Source organism: Bartonella gabonensis, from assembly GCF_903679515.1.
In the GTDB taxonomy this organism is placed as follows: Bacteria; Pseudomonadota; Alphaproteobacteria; order Rhizobiales; family Rhizobiaceae; genus Bartonella; species Bartonella gabonensis.
The window spans coordinates 26,039-47,768 of record NZ_CAHOYM010000004.1; the positions used below are offsets into that span (position 1 = coordinate 26,039).

The window sequence follows — 21,730 nt, forward strand, 5'->3', positions numbered from 1 at the left end:
TTTAAAGCATAACATTTAAAACACAACAAATGGGCATTTTCTAATCCCAAACCATGAATTCCCAAGACGTCAATATCTCGATCAATAACTCATTTATCCACAATAATGCACAACATTATCCACAATGCTGCACAGAATGTGATGCCTTACAACCACTCCCACTCATGAAAACACAAGCTGTCATTTTGTCTTTTCCTCTTCGATCTTTTCCAGCTCTCTTTCAACGGTAGCCACGACATTTTCCCAAGTAATACCGAAATGCGCATAAAGGGCATCAATTGTTCCACTTGCCCCAAAGCCCTCCATACCGATAAACACACCATCGCAGCCAATAAAACGGTCCCATCCTTGGGCAACAGCCGCTTCAATTGCAATTTTAATTGGCGCATCGCCAATAAGAGCCCGTTGATAGGAGGAAGACTGTTGAGAAAAGAGTTCAAAACAAGGCACAGAAACCACACGTGTTGGGATACCTTTTTCTTCTAAGACTTCATGTACTTTAACCGCAATTTGCAATTCTGAACCAGAAGCAAACAGTGTCACTTTTGCCTCATCACTGGCCGTTAACAATTCATAAGCACCAAGCATACAGAGATTTTCTTCTTCATACTCTTGACGCAGCAGCGGCAAATTTTGTCTGCTCAAAGCCAAGGTGGAAGGCGTCCCGCGTGCTTTCAAAGCCAATTGCCAACACTCGACTGTCTCCATAGCATCAGCAGGACGAAACACAAGATGATTAGGCATAGCGCGCAAGCAAGCCAAATGTTCCACGGGTTGATGGGTCGGACCATCTTCCCCAAGCCCAATAGAATCATGGGTCATGACATAAACCACCCGCAACCCCATAAGAGAAGACAAACGCATGGCAGGACGCATATAGTCAGAAAAGCATAAAAATGTTCCGCCATAAGGAATAAAGCCCCCGTGGAGAGCTATCCCATTCATGATAGCGCCCATAGCATGTTCACGAATGCCATAATGGAGATAGCGCCCTGAAAAATCATCTGCCGAGATACTTTTCATCTGGCTGCTTTTTGTATTATTAGAGCCGGTCAAATCAGCAGAGCCACCAATGGTCTCTACAACAACCTCATTGATCACTTCCAAAGCCATTTCCGAAGCTTTACGCGTAGCAACCACAGGGCGCTCTTCAACAAGTTTTTGCTTATAAGCATCCACAGCGCCATCAAATCCACCCAACAGATCACCACGCATTAACCTTTCAAATTCCACCCGCTCTGAAACAGGAAGATCAGCCAATTTTTCTTCCCACTTTTGTCGCCTTTTAGCAGCATTAAGCCCTGCCAAGCGCCAACGATCGAGAATATCGGCTGGAATAACGAAAGGCTCCGCCTCCCACCCCAAGGTGATACGAGTCTCAGCAATTTCCCGTGTTCCTAAAGGGGATCCATGAACTTTATTGCTTCCCGCTTTATTGGGCGCACCAAAGCCTATCGTTGTTTTACAGGCAATCAGCGTTGGTTTATCAGAATTTTGTGCTGTTTCAATAGCTTGCGCAATGGCGGCTTGATCATGCCCATTCACTTTGAGTGTATTCCAACCAGATGCTTTAAAACGGGCTATCTGATCTGTACTATCCGCAAGGGAAATTTCTCCATCGATAGAAATATTATTATCGTCCCACAACACAATAAGCTTATTGAGTTTCAAATGTCCAGCCAAGGAAAGTGCTTCTTGAGAAATACCTTCCATCAGGCATCCATCACCAACCAACGCATAAGTATAATGATGAATGAGATCACCAAAACGGGCATTTTGTAAGCGCTCAGCAATTGCCATTCCCACGGCATTCGCCAACCCTTGTCCCAGAGGTCCCGTCGTTGTTTCAATTCCTGCCGCATGCCCATATTCTGGATGCCCCGCAAGCTTTGCCCCTAATTGGCGAAAATTTTTGAGATCCTCAATACAGATATCTTCATAACCAGAAAGATACAACAGAGCATAAAGCAACATAGATCCATGTCCTGCTGATAAGACAAAACGATCACGATTAGGCCAACGAGGTTTTTTAGGATCATGAGCGAGGAATTGTGTATAAAGAACCGTAGCAATATCGGCTGCACCCATTGGCAAGCCCGGATGACCAGAATTTGCTTTTTCAATCGCATCAATAGCAAGAAAACGGATAGCATTGGCCATCTGATTTTGTTGGTGGGTATTTGTCATGAATGATCGACCATTTCGTTAAATACGTTATTCTATTGCTTTTTCCGTATTCTCTTAAAGTTCTTTAAGAAATACTCTTTATTTAACCATCAGCGTGAAACTTTTTGTCACCACTTCAATAACATTAATAACACATTCCCCTCACGCATCCTGTATATCCCATGTCATTTATGCCAATATGAGCAAAAAATCCAGCTTTTAATTTATATCTCCCCCCTGCTTTGCTTGCTAAAATATCCTACATACTTAAAAATAAAAGAGACACACTATAAGAATGTAAGTGATTCGTTTTTGCATAATGCGTTGATAAAGGATACAATTACCCAAAGGACAAAAGCAATGAACCAAGAGACTACGGTTCTACAAGATGCTCTAGAGCACTTAGAAAAAGCACTTAGAACCTTAGAGATCACCATAATAAATCGCAACGCCATTATTGATAAAAATAACGAATGGGAAGAAGAAATTCAACGAATGAATGCTGATCGCAGCCATCTTGCCCAAGCGCTTGACAAAGCTGAAGCCCAAATTGAACGCTTAGAATCTGTTAACAAAGAAGTTTCCAAACGTCTTATTAAAGCAATGGAAACGATTCGTGTCGTCATTGATAGATAAAAGTTTAGATAGATAAAGGTTTGAATGTATGGAAACAGTTTCCGTTACCATTGATGGTAAAAATTATCGTATGGCTTGTAATAAAGGACAAGAAAGTCATCTTATTGCGCTTGCAGCTCAATTAGATCAATATATCACCCATTTAAAGAAAAATTTTGGGGAAATTGGCGATCATCGTTTATCGGTTATGGCCGGCATAATGATTATCGATGAAATGGAAGAAATAAAACGAGAAAATAAAAAATTACGAGAAGACTACGATGCACTTTTACGGCTCCACAATGAAAAGGACCGCACCATGGAACAAATTATGCGTGACACCACACAACGCATTGAAAAGCTCACTAATCAATTGCTCAAAGATGATCAAAACAGTAAAAACATTCAAGAACAGGAAGACTTCTAAACACACATCATCGCGCAATCAGCAAACCAATTTGACTGACCTTCTATGCCTCATAGGATAAACATTCTTAAACTCATCACCCTATAACAGTCTGATTTCTTATCAAGAGGATTCCAGGGACTGATCACTCATGGCCCTCTAAAGAATTGACTTAAAGTTCGATCAAAAAGTCTTTTCGTGAATATTTTGCTGACACACAAATACTTTATACATCAAAGAGGCTGCCTTATATCAGCACGCTTCCAATGAGAGCTCTCACACAACAAATGAGCAAAACCAATATTCCAAAACCAATCTCATTGTAAAAAAATCATATCAATGATCGCTCCAAAACAACGCATAAAGCCAACTGCTTTTACATAAAAACAACACACCAAAAGCATATTTTTTTAAAACACATTTATCCGTCACTTTATTCTCATGCCATAGCAGCATGACTTTTGAGAACACATAATTTTATTCAATTCTATTTGCAAAAATTTCATCCGTTCACAAAAGCTTAAAATGAGAAAAATTTTAAAGCTCTCATTCAAACAGCAAAAGAATAAATTCTCATGATCAATGAATAGTCTGACTCGTAAGAGATCAATAAAGCGATCCGAAATATATCTAAAAATATGATATAAAAGAATTTTTCCCATTAAAGCCCCCACCGTAACGTAAGCCCCACATCTTCAAAACGAAAGACACCTCCCCAATTCAACAGACAAAATTATAATATCACCCCATCCCGCCCCAAACCCCGATGTTCAAACATCGCACTGTTTCCACAAGGAAAGATCAAAGCAATAATCGGTCTATTGAGACGCTCACGAAAAACACGCACACTCATTGTTCCTAAAGCCTATGCAAAGACATATGAAAAAAGACCATATGGCAACGGATCAAATTCCCCTCGTTCCATCTTGAGAGACAGAAGCAATACGCAAAAGATTTGTTGCACCAGGCGTTCCAAGGGGAACACCGGCTGTCACAAGGAAGCGATCTCCCCCTTGGCAAAAGCCTTCCTGAAAGGCAATGGATGCTGCACGATCAACCATATCTTCTAAATTCTTCGCATCCTCAGCAACCACACAATGAAGCCCCCAAACGAGTGCCAAACGTCGTGCTGTTTCCACAATGGGCGATAAAGCAATAATCGGTCTATTGGGACGCTCACGAGAAACACGCACACCCGTTGTTCCTGAAGCCGTATAGGCAACGATAGCGGCGAGTGAAAGTGTTTCAGCAATCTGACGCGCTACAAGAGAAATTGCATCCGCCCCTGTTGATTTTGGTGCAGGATGTTGTGCTTCAACCTGAGCGGCATAAGTATGATCTTGTTCAATTTGCCGTGCAATTCGATCCATCATAAGTACAGCTTCCTCCAGATAACGACCAGAAGCAGATTCGGCCGACAACATCACCGCATCTGTTCCAGCATAAACCGCTGTAGCAACATCCGATACTTCTGCGCGCGTTGGCACAGGAGATGTGATCATTGATTCGAGCATTTGTGTCGCCACCACCACCGGTTTTCCGGCTAAACGACAAACTTTTATCAGCTCCATCTGAAGCGTAGGCACCCTTTCCAGAGGCATTTCCACACCAAGATCTCCCCGTGCGATCATAATACCATCAGAGACTTCAATTATCTTCTCTATATATTCCAAGGCTTGAGGCTTTTCGATTTTAGCCATCAAAGACACCTTGCTTTTTGTCAACCGGCGCACCGCTATAATATCTTCTGGACGCTAAATAAAAGAAAGGGCAACCCAATCAACAGGCTGCTGTAACAGAGCCTGAAGATCAGCCTTATCTTTTGAGGTCATCGCATCAAAAGGCAAAATTGTATCCGGAAAACTCACCCCTTTTCGATCAGAAATACGGGTTCCTGCAACAACACGACATTGAACAAAATGATCATCACAAACTTCAGCGCGCAATTCCAATTTTCCCTCATCAATTAACAACCGATCCCCTGGCTTAATCGCCAAAAATACATCCTTATGAGGGAAAAAACACGCTGTGCATCACCAGCCACATCGCGATGATCTAACGTAAAGCTTTGCCCGACACGCAAATCTTCTTAACTTTTGTCAAAACGACCAACACGCAGTTTTGGTCCCTGAAGATCCACTAAAATACCGATGGGCCGTTGAACGATTTTTTCAACCTCCCGTATAGACTTGATCAAATCACCCATTGCGTCACAATCTGTATGACTCATATTAAGGCGAAAAACATCTGCTCCTGCCCTAAAAAGCTTCTCAATCATTAAACGAGAAGAAGAAGAAGGACCAAGAGTCGCAATAATTTTTACTTTACGGGACCGTTTCACGGTGGAGAATTTCCTGAAAGAGAGGGAACAACGGAATTATTAAACAACGAATCATCCGTCAACTGGATCATCCAACTAGTTTGGTTGCCGGTATCAATTTCTTTAAACTCAGCCTTTTGATATCCTCGAGGGAAACAATCATGAACCCCTTGAATGGTAAATTGGCTATCTTGTACACACATGGTTACAGAGCCTGCCCAGCTTCCTTTTTTTTGTGCCCCCTCCGCGTAAAAATAATAAAACCGCGAGGCAAGAGGTCCTTCGATTAAGGTTTTACATTCTGTCACGGGAACCACCCACCAGCCTTCGCTCACCCACCCTGAAAACGTACGATATCCAAGAGCAACCCCCACAGACTGTTGGGTTGTATTACACACCCTAAAGTCAGCTTTTGCATAAACAACAAGGGGAAACAAAAGCAAAACGCCCAAGAGAAAAACCTTTAATCCTTTCCTCAATGCCCAATATTGTTTTTTCAAAATCACAAGACTTCCTCTATAATGTTAATTCTCAAAACAAATCATACATCTCTTTTTTAAAAGCCTTTCAAGGCTAAAACACATATTTTTATATTTTTCTTTTTATAGCCCTTTTATCAATGCATATATTTTAAAAATTTTACAAAATATTTAAAGTCAATTTGTAAAAAAACTGTGTAGCTTGATTGATTTTTTATTTTTCAAGCTTTTGCAACAAAAATTCGTCGTCAAAAAAACAACTTGAAACATATAACCTGGAGAAAAACAAATGAATGATACAGTAACCGATCAAACCCACGCTATATCCGTCAACCAATTACGCTCTTTTATCGAACGGATTGAACGACTAGAAGAAGAAAAAAAAACCATTTCTGATGATATTAAAGATGTATACACAGAACTTAAAGGCTCTGGTTTTGATAGCAAAGCTGTTCGAAGCATTATACGCTTGCGTAAAAAAGAAGAGCATGAACGTATGGAAGAAGAAGCCATCATTGAGCTTTATAAAAATGCACTTGGAATGAGTTAACGCCAATGAAATTTTTCTTAAGAGAATGGAAAATGGAAAAAACAAGTGAATACGCAAAAAGTCTGCCAACCGTGGGCAGTTTGTGCACAATAACAAAAAATTCATGTAACTTGTGACGAAACAACAGATCACAGGATGTATAAGATTGCAACAGCCCTCATCTTTGAAAGGATTCATGAAAAGCGCATTTTTAGTCTTATTCTTCAATGATTTTTATCCATATGGGCCCCCCTTTAAGCCAACTGCACTTGTGCATACTGTGCATACAAAGCAAGGTGTTTTGAACGCTTCACCTTAAAAATAGATGTGAAATAGAGAAAATCGTACGGTATTCTGAGGACTCTTATTCAAATTGAAAATCAATGAATGTTGATAAATCAATTCACTATCTAGGCTAAAAAACATTTCAAAGGGGGCAGCAGCAGAAATTCGCTAAACAAGGGTCTGAGCTCTTTACAGAAGAGAGATGATGGATCCTTTGTCTTTTAGGATAATGAAGAATTCAGCTTATTGATACATCTGGTAAAAAGCCCCTAAAAGAATTTTATTCAAATCTATTGATGTGCTCATAAAGCTCATTCATTCGAGAGGTTAGAATATGATCTCTCCATTTTCCCGAAATCATCAAATAATCTTTGGCATAGCCTTCTTTTTCAAAATGAAGGCGCTTTAATAAAAGTCCGCTTTTTATGTGATCAGGTCTATAATTTGCCATCACTCTATGCAAATGATAGACATGAAAGATATGGTGTATGAGAGCTGATAAACTCTCAAACATGAGACCTTTGCCTTGTTGTTTTTCATCCAAAGAAAAATCAAGATGGCAAGCTTGAAAAACACCACGAACCACATTGGTAAAATTCACCACCCCAATGAGTGTATTTTCATTTTTTAATCGTACAGCATATCGGTAGGCTTGTCCTTGTGCACTTTCAACCGCAAATGCATTGGCGCGTGTTTCCCAAGCTTTTAGGACGTGGTAATCAGCAGATCTTACAGGTTCAAAAGGACGCAGATGATCCGCATTACGGAGATAATAAGAAGACAATGAAGCAACATCTTCTAAACCGATCAATGTAAAAATTGTTCGCTTTGTTTTAATTGCCATCATTTTCTCCTCCTAGAAATGTTATAATAATACGTTGATTTATCGTGACATATCATCATTTTTAAACTTACATCATAACGTGGAATACAATAAGCTTTTCTCATCAAAATGCTTCTCACGTTAGAATCAATGAGAATCACTTCTTGTTCCTTTATAAGCGGGAGTGGTTGGTAAGGGTATAAAGTAAAGACAACAGAATGCTTTTATGAATGCTCTCAAATGCCAAGGACTATAGCAACATTAAGAATGAGCAAAGTGCGTGATGAGACTGGCATGCTTCCATAGATGAAATTTTGAAAAAACGCACCGCAACAATAATTTTTTCCTTATCAAGAATTGTGCAAAAAAGCCAAACATAAACAGTAAAGCTCGCTTCAAAAATCCATGAACCTGCACTATGACTTTGAGCCACAGTCAAAAGTGTGTTTTTAAAAAATCTACTCTCTATGAACTCAAGGATACTGTCGTCATTCTTCAATACACTCAAGCGCGCTCACCATAAAGCGATGATAGAATACAAATCTCTTAAAATTGAGATAGAAAAATCTGAGACATTAACGTGAACACGCTTCTATTTCTTCGCGTAAAATCTCAAGTTCTAGCCATTCTTCTTGCTTTTGTGTGCAAGTATTTTTCTTTTTTTCCAACGCTGTTGATAAACGCTCAAAACGCTCTTTATCCCTGCTATAAAGGGCTGGATCAGAGAGCTCTTGTTCAATTTTTTTGATTTCATTTTGCAAAACAGCGATTTCTTCAGGCAATTTTTCCAATGCATAAACCTGCTTATAGGACAATTTGCCTCGTGTTCTTTTCACTCCTGCGCTATCCAAGCTAGGATCTGTGGATGAGGCATATTTTCCGCCCCCCCCTGCACAAGATTTTGAAGATGCTTTACGGTGCGATAATTCTATTTCTTTGCGTTGTAAGCGGAGAGCTTGCTTATTTTGCGCCATCATATCACTATAGCCGCCCGCATACAAAACCCAATGACCATCGCCCTCCGGTGCCAACATATGCGTTACAGTACGATCTAAAAAGTCTCTGTCATGGCTTACCAACAACACGGTTCCCGCAAAATCAGCAATAAACTCTTGCAACAAATCCAAAGTTTCCATATCCAAATCATTGGTCGGTTCATCAAGAATTAAAAAATTTGCAGAACGTGAAAGAAGACGCGCCAACATGAGACGTGCTCTTTCTCCCCCTGAAAATTCTTTAAGGGGGGTACGCATTTGTTCTGGCAAAAATAAAAAGTCTTTCATATAAGAAACCACATGCCGTTCCTGCCCATTGATCACGAGAGTATCGCTCCGCCCCCCTGTGAGATAATGCGCTAAAGTTTCTTCTTCATTGACAATACGTTGCTGATCAAGCAATGCCATAGACAGGTTATAGCCATGCCTGACTGTTCCACTATCCACAGCTTCTTTCCCAATCAATGCGGAAAGGAGTGTTGTCTTTCCGATACCATTGGGCCCTACCAAACCGATTCGATCACCCCGCTGAATGCGTAAAGAGAAATCTTTCACAATAACGCGCGCACCATAAGATTTTGAAATTTTTTTTGCTTCGAGCACCAATTGACCAGAATCATGACTTTTCGCAGCACTCAAAAGTGCACTTCCAGGCTGCCCTTTATAGCTTTGATGACGCTGTCTTAAGTTTTTTAATTCACCCAAGCGGCGTATATTACGCTTACGCCGTGCGCTCACGCCATAACGCAACCATTGCTCTTCACGGGCAATTTGGCGCCCCAATTTATGCTGCTCGAGTGTTTCTTCTTCCAGCGCTTTATCACGCCAACTTTCAAATTCGGAAAAACGCTTTTCCAGTCTTTTTGTTGTGCCACGATCCAGCCATACCGTTGAACGCGTAACATTTTCTAAAAATCGCCGATCATGGGAAATCACCACAATCGCTGAACGCAAAGAAGATAAAACCCCTTCCAACCATTCAATGGTTGATAAATCAAGATGATTGGTTGGTTCATCTAAGAACAAAATATCGGGTTTTGCTGCAATGGCCCGTAACAATGAAACACGCCTCTTTTCACCCCCTGACAGGGTTTCTAATTTTTCCGCCCCTAAAAACCCTAAATTTGTGCGAAGCATATTGATCCACTGAACATCAGATGTCTCGTCCAGCCCTGCTTCCATATAAGCGTTAATATCTTCAAAACCTGAACAATCCGGATTTTGAGAGACATAACGAAGTGTTACCCGAGGGTGGCGAAAAATTTCGCCACCATGAGGTTCTAATATTCCTGCGGCAATTTTTAACAGAGTCGATTTTCCACAACCATTACGCCCCACCAGCGCAATACGTGCTCCCTGCTCAACCGATAGACATGCTTGGTTGAGCAAAGGCGTTGTCCCCACATTTAAGAAAATGCGGTCAAGCCGCAGCAATGGCACCGCCATTAACGAACGTGGCGCGGACAAGGTGCTTGATACATCATTCCTTTTCCATCACTGTAAGTACATAATTGTTTTACGGGGACTCTTTGGGCACAAGGTGCGTGGTAAACATGTCCTCTACGAGAGCGATATGTGCACAATTGTGATGCTTGTTTTTGTTGTCTTTTTTGATTTGCAGCCTCACCTGTTACTGTTCCAGCCAAAGCGCCAAATGCTGCACCGGTAAGCGCTGCTCCCGCGGTGCTTCCCCCAATAGCTGTTCCCGCCAAGGCACCGATTGCTGCTCCCCCAACACCGTACCGTGCAACACGTTCATCACTTGTCGTACAAGCCACCGAACTGAAACCAATCGCTGAAACGACGGCTACTTTTAAAATTGATTTTAACATATAAAACCCTTTCCTTCTCAAGATCAATACATAATATATCGTTTATGTCGGCCCTTAATCACTAAGCCCCCCCCTGCCTTATTCAAAATATATTGGAAGAGCTTTACGAAGTAGGCACAGACGCTAGCAATATAGCTTTTCCAGAACCTAAATGGCAAGAAAAGGTTCCACAAATACGGTTAGAAAGTGTTAAAGAAGAGCCAAACGGCACATTTTTGTCACAAATTGGCCATTTTACCCCTTTAAGTGTTAAGCTTTGTAAATCGGAAAAACCGATAAGACTAAACAAACATCCTTCAGGCAAATCATATGGCATAAGTTTTGGCACAACCGGCCAACCTTCTTCCAAACCGCTTGTCAACAACACTGAAATGCCTTTCTCAGCCATCATCAACGCTTGCGTCATATGAGAAAGGCTATGATCACTTCGCTCCCCTCCTAAAGCCCCGCACAAAATCAGCTTTTTAGCACCATTTTGTAGCGCTTTTTCACAAGCCAAAGCACTATCTGTCATATCTTTATCAGAGGGAAAAACCTCACGTGGAATATGGTTATATTCGTCTATCAGAGTCTGATCAGATGAATCGAAATCCCCTAACCACAACTCAGGCTTCACATTAAGCACGCCCGCATGACGCATACCACCATCCGCAGCAATCACCCGACTGTTCTGAATTTGATTAAGCAAACGATCAGTGATAAAAAGATCTCCGTTTAACAATATCGTAAATGTTGTCATGCTCTATTTTGCCTTTCACAAAATCTTCTTCTCTCACATCCCCTTATCCATGAGAGTTATTTTTTATAAACAATAACCGTGATATAGCCAAACGAATCCTTATCCCTAAAGCTGCTTTAAAAAACACAGACGATACAAAGATACACATGAAATTTGCCCAATTATACCGTACAAACAACTTGCCCCGCGATACAACAGACGCCATTTTTCAACGAAATTTTCTTTTTCGCTCTCTCCCTTATAAAGCAATTTTCATCAGTTTAATGCTTCTCCTTCCAGCTTGTCATACCCCCCTTTCTCAAAATGACAGGCTTTCTTCCAGTTCTTCTGAAACAATCAAACGTACCGACAATTACAATATCTATGTCACATTAAGCGCTCTGCAACACCCCCGTATTTTGCAAATGTATAATGGCGCCTATCATAATACAAAACTTGAATGCTTTTTAGCAAAAATTATCCAGAAACTAACCATTGCATCTCACCATTCACATCAAAGCTATCGTATCACAATTTTAAACTCAGGAAGTGTCAATGCATTTGCGCTCCCCAATGGCTCGATTTACATTACCCGTGGTATGCTGGCACTCGCCAATGATTCTTCAGAAGTTGCCGCAATCTTAGCCCATGAAATGGCACATATCAGAGCCAATCATGGCATTTTACGCCTGCAAAAAGAAGCCCAATTGAAGATGAAAAATCATATGTCTCAACGTCTTTTTTCTTCTATGGGCAAACAACTTCACCATCCCATACACAACAAGCAACAACTCGCGCAATTTTCCCGCAATCAAGAGCTGGAAGCTGATTCCCTTGCTCTCGAAATGCTCCCAAAAGCAGGATATGATCCATTTGCTTTACCACGCTTTCTTCAAACAATGGAAGCTTATAGTGCTTTTCAGAATATTTCTGGCACCCCAAATGCTTCCTTAGACTTTCTAGCCTCTCACCCAACCACCCCCCAACGCATTCGACTTGCGAGAGAAAAAGCCCGTAAAATCAGTAAACAAAACAGTGGAAAGATGGATCGTGATTCTTTTCTCAAAAACATTGATGGCATGACTTTTGGAGGAAACTTTTACACTGGGTTTGTACGAGGCAATGAATTTATTCATCCACAATGGCGCATCGTTTTTTCTGTTCCCAACAATTTTACAATAGAACACTCAGCACAAACAGTTTGGGCCAGCGGACCCGATAAAATTGCCATTCGTTTTGATGCCATTCCCCACCCGGCGAGAATATCTGCAAGTGATTATTTAAAAAGCGGATGTATTATAGGGCTAGACCCATCATCTATCCGTCCCCTTACAATTCAAGGGCTCCCTCATCAAGGAAAGCTAGGCCCGAATTTACTTGGAGCGCAAGCCCATGCAATCCATGAGCAATGGCAATTTGATGTGGTTGTCATTCTGTTTAATAATCATATTTTTCGTTTTCTAACGGCATCCCCCCATAATTCTCAAAATTTTGCAGAAATTGCCCAAAAAACGGTACAAAGCTTTCACCCTCTTTCAACTTTAGAGTTAAAAAAATTGAAACCCTTAAAAATCAGTGTTGTCCGCGTTAAACAAGGAGAAAATGTTGCAAATCTTGCCAATAAAATGCAACATACACCAGATAAAGAAAAACTCTTTCGTATTCTCAACGCCCTCTCACCAACTCAAACTTTACGCGCCGGTACAAAAGTGAAAATTATCACCGAATAAGGCTCCTTTTTTATCTGCTGCAGTCTTGATTCTTTGTCTCACTTTAATCACGCCCCACACCTCCCCGCGCACCTATCCCCCTCAAAAGCCTTTCTCAACTTATAATCATGAAGATCTTCTGAATGAACGTGTCAAGGAGAGCAAAACGCAATTTCTACACAGACCTTCTTAAGCGAACCGCACTCTCCAATCTTCCTCTGTGCATAAAGATGGCTCAATGTGGCCCACAAGGAAGCGTATTGCTTGATAAAGTGAGCTAACCCTCAACCCGAGCCTCATCACGCCCTACACCTCCCCGCGCACCTATCCCCCCCCTCAAAAGCCTTTCTCAGCTTATATATCATAAGCATCTTCTGAATGAACCGTAAGGAGAGCAGAACGCAATTTCTGCAAAGCCCGTGCTTCAATTTGGCGCACACGTTCTTTCGAAATTCCTAATTTTTCACCCAAAACTTCTAAAGTAGCCCCCTCTTCATTTAAGCGACGAAAGCGAATAATTTCCAACTCCCGTTCGTTGAGAATTTGCAACGCATCGTAAAGCCATTGCGTACGCCGTTGACCATCAATCACTTGCTCAATTAAAGCATCAGGAAGTGGATTCTCATCGACCAAAACATCCATCTTCGCAATGGGATTATCACTGTTTTCAGAAACAGAAACGCTCAAGGAATTATCCGAACTGGAAAAACGAAAATCCATTGTTTCAACATCGCGTACGGAAACACCGAGTTTTTCAGCGATTGTGCGAAAAATATCCTGTTTTGACAAAGCGCTATCATCTTGCACCAGTTTTGCACGCAAACGCCGCAGATTAAAGAAAAGTGCTTTTTGAGAAGAACTGGTTCCTCCTCGAACGATTGACCAATTTCGCAAAATATAATCTTGAATAGAAGCCCGTATCCACCATGTTGCATAGGTTGAAAAACGCACTTCCCGATCAGGTTCAAAACGAGCAGCAGCTTCCAACAGTCCTACATATCCTTCTTGTACCAAATCCCCTAAGGGCATTTTGAAACGTTTAAAGCGGTTCGCAATAGCAATCACCAAACGCATATGAGCTGCGGCAATTTGATGCATAGCCTCATCATCGCGTTTATCTTTCCACCGCAGAGCCAAATCATGCTCTTTTTGTCGTTCAAGATAAGGTGCTTGCATAGCAGAACGCATCATATTACGTCCTAAGCTTTTGTCTGCATCGCTATAATTTTTGCTGCTTTTATAAACAGCATTTGAAAGATTACCCATAATAACCCCTTGCGATTAAAATTATCAAAATTGATTTGGCAACGACATCATTGTTCTTCCTTAAAAGAACGCAAAAGTTGTTTTTTCTGATTATACTACTTTAACGCGTAATTTTATAATCGCAATTGTTTTTTTAGTGTTATGGTAAAACTTTTTGTCATAAGACATAATTTCACCTGCAAAATGCCCTTACAATATACCTTCCAGCCTATGAAATGTTTGAAAAAAAACTTTCTCTTCACTTTTCATGACAAAACAGCAAAAAAAATAAAATGATTCAGACAAAACACATGCTGTTTTTTTGATGACGATTCCATTTCCTTTTGAATTTTAGAAAATCTATTTATGCTTTCAGCTTTACATTACAACCAATGAATGTAATCTACAAATATAAAATATCCTAACTGAATAAAAACTGAATAAAAAAGAAGCATCTAAATTTTAAAGATGCAAAAAGAAACATCAAAAAACAACAAGAGTGATTGAAGCAAGCGCAACAAACGTGTTAAAGAAAGGGTAGCATTATGGAGTTGTCGCAAAAGGCTTTTTACCAGTGTCGCACTGAGAAAGAATAATGATCATGGATAGCAAGATTGTTCAACAGAATGAGATTCTTCAGGATGATATTCTCATTGAAAAATACGGAAGGGGTAAATTTGAAGGTTTTCGTTTTTATGCCACCCCAAATAATACGGATCAAACAGTTGAAAAGCATTGCTCAATAGAGAATGAAAATTTGATTCTTGCGTTTTCCAAACGCGCAACACGTTTTTGTGCTTGTGAAAATGGCGATTTTACCCTCAGTTCTGATGGCATTGTGCGGTGGATTGGTCAACCTGTGGGACAACTTGTTGCGACAGAAGATTTTTTCAAACCCAAACTGATTGTTTTAGCAGACACACACCTCACAGGGGAATCCCGTGACAACGTCGTAAAGCGATTAGGGCGCTTTGTAACCTTTCATTTTGAAACGGCTTTAAAGCCTTTATTTGATTTGCGCAATGCCGATAATTTAACAGATTCAACCAACAGTCTTGCCTTAAAACTGGTTAACTCTTTAGGGGTTTTACCCCGCCGCGAAGTTTTAGACCTTGTCAAAAACCTTGCGCAAGAATCACGTGCTGTGCTTCGGCGTTTAGGTGTGCGTTTTGGTGCTTTTCATATCTATGTTGCAGGCATGCTTAAACCGGCTCCGGTTCAAGCCATTACCCTTTTATGGAACCTTCAAAATGCGGGACAAGACCAAACGGGTTTGGGTGAAATTTTGACAGCGTTATCTGCTGGTCGAACCTCTTTGATTGTTGACCCTACCTATAACCGCCAATTTTATCAATTAGCTGGGTACCGAATCTTAGGACAACGTGCCGTACGCATTGACATTTTAGAACGTCTTGCCAATCTTATCCGCCCCACTCTTCATTGGAAACAAGGAAGTGATCCAAAACCCGATGGCGCCTATGACGGCAAAAGTTTTTTTGTGACCCCAGCCATGATGTCCATTCTTGGGGCCAATGGCAATGATATGGAAGAAATCCTCAAAGGACTTGGCTACCAATCATACAGCATAAGCAATACTGTTTTTGAACAAAATCTTCTTGCACACCAAAGCTCTTTTCCTGTCAAGGAGATAACACGAGAGGACCGACCAGCAGAATGTGTTGGCAGTCTATGGCAAACAATCAATATTTTAGAAACAACACAAAAAGAAAAAAAGATCTCATCCTTGAATACTTTATTCTCTTGTACGGAAAAATATCCCCATAAAACCAATCGATTACCAACCGCTGAACCGGTTGGAAATTTTGCCAAACCCACTCCCGCTCTCGCGGAAGACAAAGTTATTTTATTATGGCATTATAGGCACCAATTTCACCACCACACACAAAAAAAACGTGATAAATCTGGACATAAGTGGAAAAATAAACCGAAGAACGCTGTAAAAAAAGGGGACAATGCAAATGAAAACTCTCCTCAAGAATTATCCTCACAAACAAAACGTTCTCATAAGTTCCATAAATCCCAAGACAAGCGTATGAATTATAAACCTTTTCAAAAAGAAAAGCCTCTTAACCCTGATTCACCTTTTGCAAAATTAGCTGTGCTACGCGATCAACTCACCAATCATAAAAACACTCACATACTTTCCTCTAAAGAGCATTAAAGTAACAAATGGAGTTTGATCTTGACCCACGTAGTAACCGACAACTGCATTCATTGCAAATATACGGATTGCGTTGAAGTTTGTCCTGTTGATTGTTTTTATGAAGGTGAAAATATGTTGGTCATTCACCCTGATGAATGCATCGATTGCGGTGTTTGTGTGCCAGAATGCCCAGCAGAAGCCATTATACCAGATACAGAACCAGGACTAGAACAGTGGTTAGAACTTAATCTTCATTATGCAAACAAATGGCCTAATCTGACGACCCAAAAAGAGCCTCTTCCTCAAGCTAAAGAAATGGATGGTGTTCCAAACAAATTAGAAAAGTATTTTTCAGAAAATCCAGGAGGTGGAGAAGAGTAATGATATAATGTACAATGCTCTTCTTTAACAATTGAAAGACTTCTCTTGTAGAAATAAAAAAAACCTCAAGCGAAATGATTGATTCTTTTGAAGTTTGATGTTAATGTGTTCTAATATGATCATCTTTCTAAGTATTTTTCTTTGCTTTTTTTAGTAAAGCAATGTATTTTTTTTGGATTTAAAAGTACTCGGCTTTTATGCTCACTTAATTGGGACAATACTTGGTTAAAGAAAACTCAACCCTCAGGTTTATAACCTGTTTTCCGATGCATTTGTTGATCATAAGGGAGTAAACTAAAATTATGGCATCCCAACATGGAACGTCCCCCAAGACTAAAGAATTTGCAACCTCTGAATACATCGTCTACCCCACGCATGGTGTAGGACAAATTATAGCGATTGAAGATCAAGAAGTTGCAGGACATAAATTGAAACTTTTCGTCATTCATTTTGCGAAAGATAAAATGGATGTCAAAGTCCCCATTGCAAAAGCCCTTTCCGTTGGAATGCGTAAATTATCTGCTGGTGATTCCGTCGAACGTGCTTTAAAAGTCTTAAGTGGAAAAGCACGCGTTAAACGGACCATGTGGTCACGCCGTGCTCAAGAATATGATACTAAAATCAACTCAGGAGATCTTATTTGTATCGCTGAAGTGGTTCGTGATCTTTTTCGCTCTAACCTACAGCCCGAACAATCCTACTCTGAGCGTCAACTTTATACTGCTGCTCTTGAAAGAATGGCTCGGGAAATTGCGGTTATTAATAGCCTTTCTGAAACAGAAGCGATTAATCTCATCGAGATGCATCTCTCCAACAAGACGAAACGCGAATTTAAAACTGAGAGAGAAGAAACAGCTGAGAGTAGCAAAACTGTCTACGCTGCATAATACACTCTTTCATAGCAACAGGATATTTTGATAAAACCAGCTCTTTGCTGGTTTTATTTTTTTATCATCCTCTGCACTCTCAAGGAGAAAGTTTCTTGAAGAACCAATAAACACTCTAACTTTTTGACCAATTCCACCTACCAGCGCCTCATGCACATTAATTCATAGCGAGCTCATTGATTAATCATCATCATACATCATTTTTTAACTGAAATCATAAATCTGAATACAGGAAGATCCTCTCACATTACCCTCCTAAAATGGCTTTCTTAAATGTCATATGTAATTCAAAACATTGATTTATAAAGATAATTTATCATTTTTTCATATTGTATTAAAACCCTGAATAGCGAAATATTTTTCCATTCTCAACCTCTTCCATGTTGGAATCAATTAAAACCCCTCATTTACTCGTTACAAGCGGGAAAGTCATGTGAGTAAAAACTTTACAAAAAAGACATGTCTCTTATGAGCCCTTTCAAGAGCTAAAGACTTTGCCCCCCAACGAGCTGACAAAATGTATGACAGTGTTGGCGTGCACTTTTATGAAATTTAAAGAGAGGAGAAATAAATTTTATATTATTTCATGAGGGTGTTACAGTTATACTCTTCACAAAGAACCGTTGCAAAATGCGCTTAAGAGCAGGTTGAAAGAAGCCCTTTTTAAAAAACGCGTGAACGTACAACACAAGTATATTTCATTTGGGGCATTTTATTTTACATGACGGTTATGATCTCATAAAAGAACAAGAAAAAAGCATGAAATAAACCGTCATCTCCATTCTTTAAAAGACATTGCACACAAGCAATTCTTTTATTGTCTCTCAAAAAAATAAGCCCCCCCTCCACAATAGAAACATGTTTCTATAGCAAAACATTATCCTCTATTTCAGGAAAAGCAGAAAATGCACGGCTCAAGAACACGCATTCACCAATAAATCAAAGGAAACTTACCAGCAGAGACAAAGAGCTAAAATGCTAAAGCCTTAATCCCTCAAATGGAATGTCCACGATACATTCCCGTTTTCAAATCAATGGCCCATTTTCAAATCAATGGCATGAGAGGCGACGCAATAGCACCTCAACAGCCACCTTAAAGAGAAAATGCTCAGTCCTTAACCACTAAAACGGAACGTCCACGATACATTCCCGTTTTCAAATCAATGTGATGAGGGCGGCGCAATTCACCAGAATTTTTATCCTCGATATAAGTCGGCGCCTTCAGAGCATCAGCCGAACGGCGCATGCCCCTCTTCGCTGGAGAGGTTTTTCGTTTAGGTACAGCCATAAAAAGACACTCCAAATCCATTAAAACAGAAAAAGCAATGTCAAAAATGACAATGCTTTATTTAAAAACACCATAAAATTTGAAGATATTATACACGGATAAAAAAGAAGAGGCAATGTCAAAATGCTCCTCCTCTTAGCAAAAATGACCTTGCTTTTATCAAAAATGATATCACACGAACCAAATGAATAGCAAAAGTACCACAAATTTGTGGATTTTATACACCAATGAAAACATTTTTATTCAATTTTTTATTTGGCTTTAAAAGGGATTTGCGCATACAGTAGAGATGCGCATAATAAAGAGAAATTGATTTTTAATAAAAACCTAAGCCAATTGATGAAAGCAAGAAAAAACAAAGGAAGCAAGAATGCATGAATTTACCACCCTTCTTGCAAAACACGGACACACCGTTGAAAAACGCCTAAGCAGACTTTTAAGTGATCAGATCCAAAATGGGGAAATTTCACGCCCTGAAAATTTAATCAAAGCCATGCGCTATGGGGTGCTAAACGGTGGAAAACGCCTGCGTCCTTTTTTTGTGATTCAAAGTGCGGCACTTTTTGATATCCCTGTAGAACATTCTCTTAATATTGCATGTGCCTTAGAATGTGTTCACTGTTATTCGCTCATTCATGATGATCTTCCCGCCATGGATAATGATATCCTCCGGCGCGGAAAACCCACCGTCCACATAGCATTTGATGAAGCAACAGCCATTCTAGCCGGCAATGCTCTCTTGACATTTGCCTTTGAAATCATTGCTCATAAAGCCAATGCACTATCTGCGGACATCAGAATAAAATTGATCACAGCTCTTGCACAATCAGCCGGACTTGGTGGTATGCTAGGGGGACAAATGTTGGATCTTGAAGCTGAAAAAAAAACGCAAGAAAGTACTGACATCATCATACTACAACGCATGAAAACAGCGGCCCTGATAAGCTTTGCTTGCCAAGCGGGTGCCATCATTGGCAATGCATCAGAAGAATTATCAACAAAGTTGTCGGCTTTTGGAACCTATCTTGGTTTAGCCTTTCAATTAACCGATGATCTTCTTGATGTTACTGCCAACACGCAAACCCTAGGCAAAACAGCTGGGAAAGATGAAACGGCACAAAAGGCAACTTTTGTTCGCCTTTATGGCATTGAAGAAACCCAAAAAAAGCGAGATGCACTCATCACAAAAGCAGAAGCCCTCTTACACCCTTTTGGAGCCAAAGCACTCCCTCTCCAACAAGCTGCTCGCTTTAGTGCAACACGTCAAAATTAACGTCATCTGCCCTATTGTACATATCGTACATTATCATCTTTGTTAAGTGTTTAAGCGATTTTTTTAAAACCTTACCATTGGTCCCCTCATTCAATGCATGTGACAAGCCTTAAGAAGGGGTACATTAAAACAAGCGCATAAATTTATAAAACACACATAATAATACGTTACTCTTCTCACTGAGCTTTTTTGAGAGTTTCTTCTAAAAAAAATACTGCCAACAAGTAAATCAATAAATAAAGAGCAAAAATATAAACGAGTGAGAAAAAGCCAAACCTATAGACCATAGATGCACTCATGTAAAAAAACACCAAGAGACTCAGTCTTCCAACAGTTGACAAGAAAGACTCATATGTCGCGCGAAAATAATCGCTAATACAATCATGCAGAATAACTTCCACACGAAGATAGATATACTTAATGAGATAAGAAATCACACACACTAAAATGACAGCAATTTCTTTTCTTAGTTAAAAGAAAGCCATTGTAAAAATCAGTGATGCTGAAAGAAACAGCAATAAAACAAAATTTATTTTCTCGCTTAGTTTTGTAAAGAAAAAACTAGCGAGGAGCTGAGAGAGTAATATCAACGAAAATGTCACACAAAGATCAAAATAAGTGACATGAATATGATGATCTTTAAAGATCCACTGCCAATATTGCGAAAAGATATTGAAAAAAATCAATGAAAAATAAAAGCATAAAGAGATATAAAGAACTTTAACAAAAATAGAGACCATCTCTTTAGCTTCACAAATAAGAGAATTTGCCTGAACAGAATTTCTATGGCTTAGTTTTCTCTGTCCTTTAAGGTCATCAAGAAAAAACAAACCAAAGCATGTTGTCATCAACATTATAAATACCGCGATATACCATATATATTGGCTAGAATAATCGGCAAAATAGGCGCCGATTAAACTAAAGACAAACATACCAATGTAATTATATTGAGAACTTAATCCCAACACTTGTTTAGTCGATGTCACTTTTGCTTTTGCATATTGAACAAGTAAAGCATTATAAGCCCCCGCAATCAATGTCAGCGATACTGCATTAAAAGTTTCTGCCAAAAGAAAACCATAAAAGCTTGTAGAAAAGCCCATGAGAAACAGCCATGTGGCTGCAAAAGCCACCGCCAAAACGATGGGTATTTTATAACTTTTTCGATCGGCAAAATAATATCTGTAACCATCATAATAAAAGCCTGAAATGACTTAATAATCCCGATATCAATAAGCGTTAAGCCTTTTTCAAGCATATAAAAGACAATAAAAGCGCCTGTTAAAATTCTTATACCGTTAAATAAAAAGCCAAAGGCTAATATACTTGTCATTCATTCCCCCAATAGCGCCAAAAAGGCACCTGTATACATCATTTATATCAATATAAAAGCTTACAATTTACGACAAATAGAACAATAACCGCTATAAGGATCTCCAGTCCTACCCATATCTGGAAAATGCCTAAAACTGCCGGAAGAATAAATAAATCATGTTTTTCTATAATTGAATATTTGTCAAAATTCGTTAAATATTTCAATGCTTCAAGCACCGCCAACGAGCCAGCAACAACATTTACGGGTCTATCAAAGTCTTCATATAATTTCACTTAATAG

At 39.7% G+C, this 21,730-nt stretch carries 18 protein-coding genes and 1 pseudogene; 8 read left to right on the top strand and 11 right to left on the bottom strand.

Annotated elements, in window-relative coordinates:
* Positions 1 to 180 precede the first annotated feature (180 nt).
* A complete protein-coding gene (tkt, locus tag HWX04_RS01885) occupies positions 181 to 2,187 on the bottom strand; it encodes a transketolase (protein WP_175868551.1) in 2,007 nt (668 codons plus the stop codon).
* 339 nt (positions 2,188 to 2,526) lie between these two features.
* Between tkt and HWX04_RS01890 the strand changes: the two genes are divergently transcribed.
* Positions 2,527 to 2,802, top strand: a complete 276-nt coding sequence (locus HWX04_RS01890) for a DUF4164 domain-containing protein (RefSeq protein WP_175868552.1) — start codon at positions 2,527 to 2,529, stop codon at positions 2,800 to 2,802.
* 28 nt (positions 2,803 to 2,830) lie between these two features.
* Positions 2,831 to 3,208: a cell division protein ZapA gene (locus HWX04_RS01895; protein ID WP_175868553.1), complete on the top strand. Its 378-nt coding sequence runs from the start codon at positions 2,831 to 2,833 to the stop codon at positions 3,206 to 3,208.
* 884 nt (positions 3,209 to 4,092) lie between these two features.
* Here the strand turns inward: HWX04_RS01895 and pyk are convergent.
* Together pyk and HWX04_RS01905 are read right to left on the bottom strand one after the other, a co-directional pair.
* Positions 4,093 to 5,528, bottom strand: a pseudogene (gene pyk / locus HWX04_RS01900) (pyruvate kinase).
* Complete coding sequence (locus HWX04_RS01905) at positions 5,525 to 6,013, bottom strand: DUF1036 domain-containing protein (protein WP_175868554.1); 489 nt, start codon at positions 6,011 to 6,013, stop codon at positions 5,525 to 5,527. The pseudogene pyk and the gene HWX04_RS01905 overlap by 4 nt, the downstream one beginning before the upstream one ends.
* Before the next feature lie 262 nt (positions 6,014 to 6,275).
* On the opposite strand from HWX04_RS01905, the gene HWX04_RS01910 reads away from it, so the two are divergent.
* Positions 6,276 to 6,536: a DUF2312 domain-containing protein gene (locus HWX04_RS01910; RefSeq protein ID WP_039760779.1), complete on the top strand. Its 261-nt coding sequence runs from the start codon at positions 6,276 to 6,278 to the stop codon at positions 6,534 to 6,536.
* A 544-nt stretch (positions 6,537 to 7,080) separates the two neighbouring features.
* Here HWX04_RS01910 and HWX04_RS01915 read toward each other — a convergent pair.
* The 4 genes from HWX04_RS01915 to HWX04_RS01930 all read right to left on the bottom strand — a co-directional run bounded on the left by HWX04_RS01915 (position 7,081) and on the right by HWX04_RS01930 (position 11,189).
* The gene (locus tag HWX04_RS01915) at positions 7,081 to 7,644 is read right to left on the bottom strand and encodes a GNAT family N-acetyltransferase (protein ID WP_175868581.1); all 564 of its coding nucleotides are present in this window, start codon (positions 7,642 to 7,644) and stop codon (positions 7,081 to 7,083) included.
* Between the two features lie 554 nt (positions 7,645 to 8,198).
* On the bottom strand, positions 8,199 to 10,064 hold the full coding sequence (locus HWX04_RS01920) for an ABC-F family ATP-binding cassette domain-containing protein (RefSeq protein WP_175868582.1): 1,866 nt from the start codon (positions 10,062 to 10,064) through the stop codon (positions 8,199 to 8,201).
* A complete protein-coding gene (locus HWX04_RS01925) occupies positions 10,064 to 10,450 on the bottom strand; it encodes a YMGG-like glycine zipper-containing protein (RefSeq protein ID WP_175868555.1) in 387 nt (128 codons plus the stop codon). Before HWX04_RS01925 ends, HWX04_RS01920 begins: the two co-directional genes overlap by 1 nt.
* A 103-nt stretch (positions 10,451 to 10,553) precedes the next feature.
* On the bottom strand, positions 10,554 to 11,189 hold the full coding sequence (locus HWX04_RS01930) for a thiamine diphosphokinase (protein WP_175868556.1): 636 nt from the start codon (positions 11,187 to 11,189) through the stop codon (positions 10,554 to 10,556).
* Positions 11,190 to 11,335: 146 nt separating this feature from the next.
* Here HWX04_RS01930 and HWX04_RS01935 point away from each other — a divergent pair, with 146 nt between their 5' ends.
* Entirely contained in the window at positions 11,336 to 12,898 is a 1,563-nt protein-coding gene (locus tag HWX04_RS01935) for a M48 family metalloprotease (protein ID WP_175868557.1), read from the top strand.
* A 333-nt stretch (positions 12,899 to 13,231) separates the two neighbouring features.
* Here the strand turns inward: HWX04_RS01935 and HWX04_RS01940 are convergent, their stop codons facing one another.
* The gene (locus HWX04_RS01940; RefSeq protein ID WP_175868558.1) at positions 13,232 to 14,143 is read right to left on the bottom strand and encodes an RNA polymerase factor sigma-32; all 912 of its coding nucleotides are present in this window, start codon (positions 14,141 to 14,143) and stop codon (positions 13,232 to 13,234) included.
* 580 nt (positions 14,144 to 14,723) lie between these two features.
* Here HWX04_RS01940 and HWX04_RS01945 point away from each other — a divergent pair.
* From HWX04_RS01945 to HWX04_RS01955, 3 genes are all read left to right on the top strand, one after another.
* Complete coding sequence (locus HWX04_RS01945) at positions 14,724 to 16,304, top strand: hypothetical protein (protein ID WP_246257310.1); 1,581 nt, start codon at positions 14,724 to 14,726, stop codon at positions 16,302 to 16,304.
* Between the two features lie 21 nt (positions 16,305 to 16,325).
* On the top strand, positions 16,326 to 16,667 hold the full coding sequence (gene fdxA, locus HWX04_RS01950; protein WP_175868560.1) for a ferredoxin FdxA: 342 nt from the start codon (positions 16,326 to 16,328) through the stop codon (positions 16,665 to 16,667).
* Between the two features lie 302 nt (positions 16,668 to 16,969).
* Positions 16,970 to 17,554 carry a CarD family transcriptional regulator gene (locus HWX04_RS01955; RefSeq protein ID WP_175868561.1) on the top strand — a complete coding sequence of 195 codons (585 nt, stop codon included), beginning with the start codon at positions 16,970 to 16,972 and terminating at the stop codon, positions 17,552 to 17,554.
* Positions 17,555 to 18,662: 1,108 nt separating this feature from the next.
* Here the strand turns inward: HWX04_RS01955 and rpmF are convergent.
* Positions 18,663 to 18,842: a 50S ribosomal protein L32 gene (rpmF, locus tag HWX04_RS01960; protein WP_005774555.1), complete on the bottom strand. Its 180-nt coding sequence runs from the start codon at positions 18,840 to 18,842 to the stop codon at positions 18,663 to 18,665.
* Positions 18,843 to 19,212: 370 nt separating this feature from the next.
* Here rpmF and HWX04_RS01965 point away from each other — a divergent pair, with 370 nt between their 5' ends.
* A complete protein-coding gene (locus HWX04_RS01965) occupies positions 19,213 to 20,115 on the top strand; it encodes a polyprenyl synthetase family protein (RefSeq protein WP_175868562.1) in 903 nt (300 codons plus the stop codon).
* 470 nt (positions 20,116 to 20,585) lie between these two features.
* Here HWX04_RS01965 and HWX04_RS08940 read toward each other — a convergent pair whose 3' ends face one another.
* The gene (locus HWX04_RS08940; protein WP_439330024.1) at positions 20,586 to 21,248 is read right to left on the bottom strand and encodes a hypothetical protein; all 663 of its coding nucleotides are present in this window, start codon (positions 21,246 to 21,248) and stop codon (positions 20,586 to 20,588) included.
* Positions 21,155 to 21,448, bottom strand: a complete 294-nt coding sequence (locus tag HWX04_RS08945) for a hypothetical protein (RefSeq protein ID WP_246257315.1) — start codon at positions 21,446 to 21,448, stop codon at positions 21,155 to 21,157. Before HWX04_RS08945 ends, HWX04_RS08940 begins: the two co-directional genes overlap by 94 nt.
* Positions 21,449 to 21,730 lie beyond the last annotated feature (282 nt).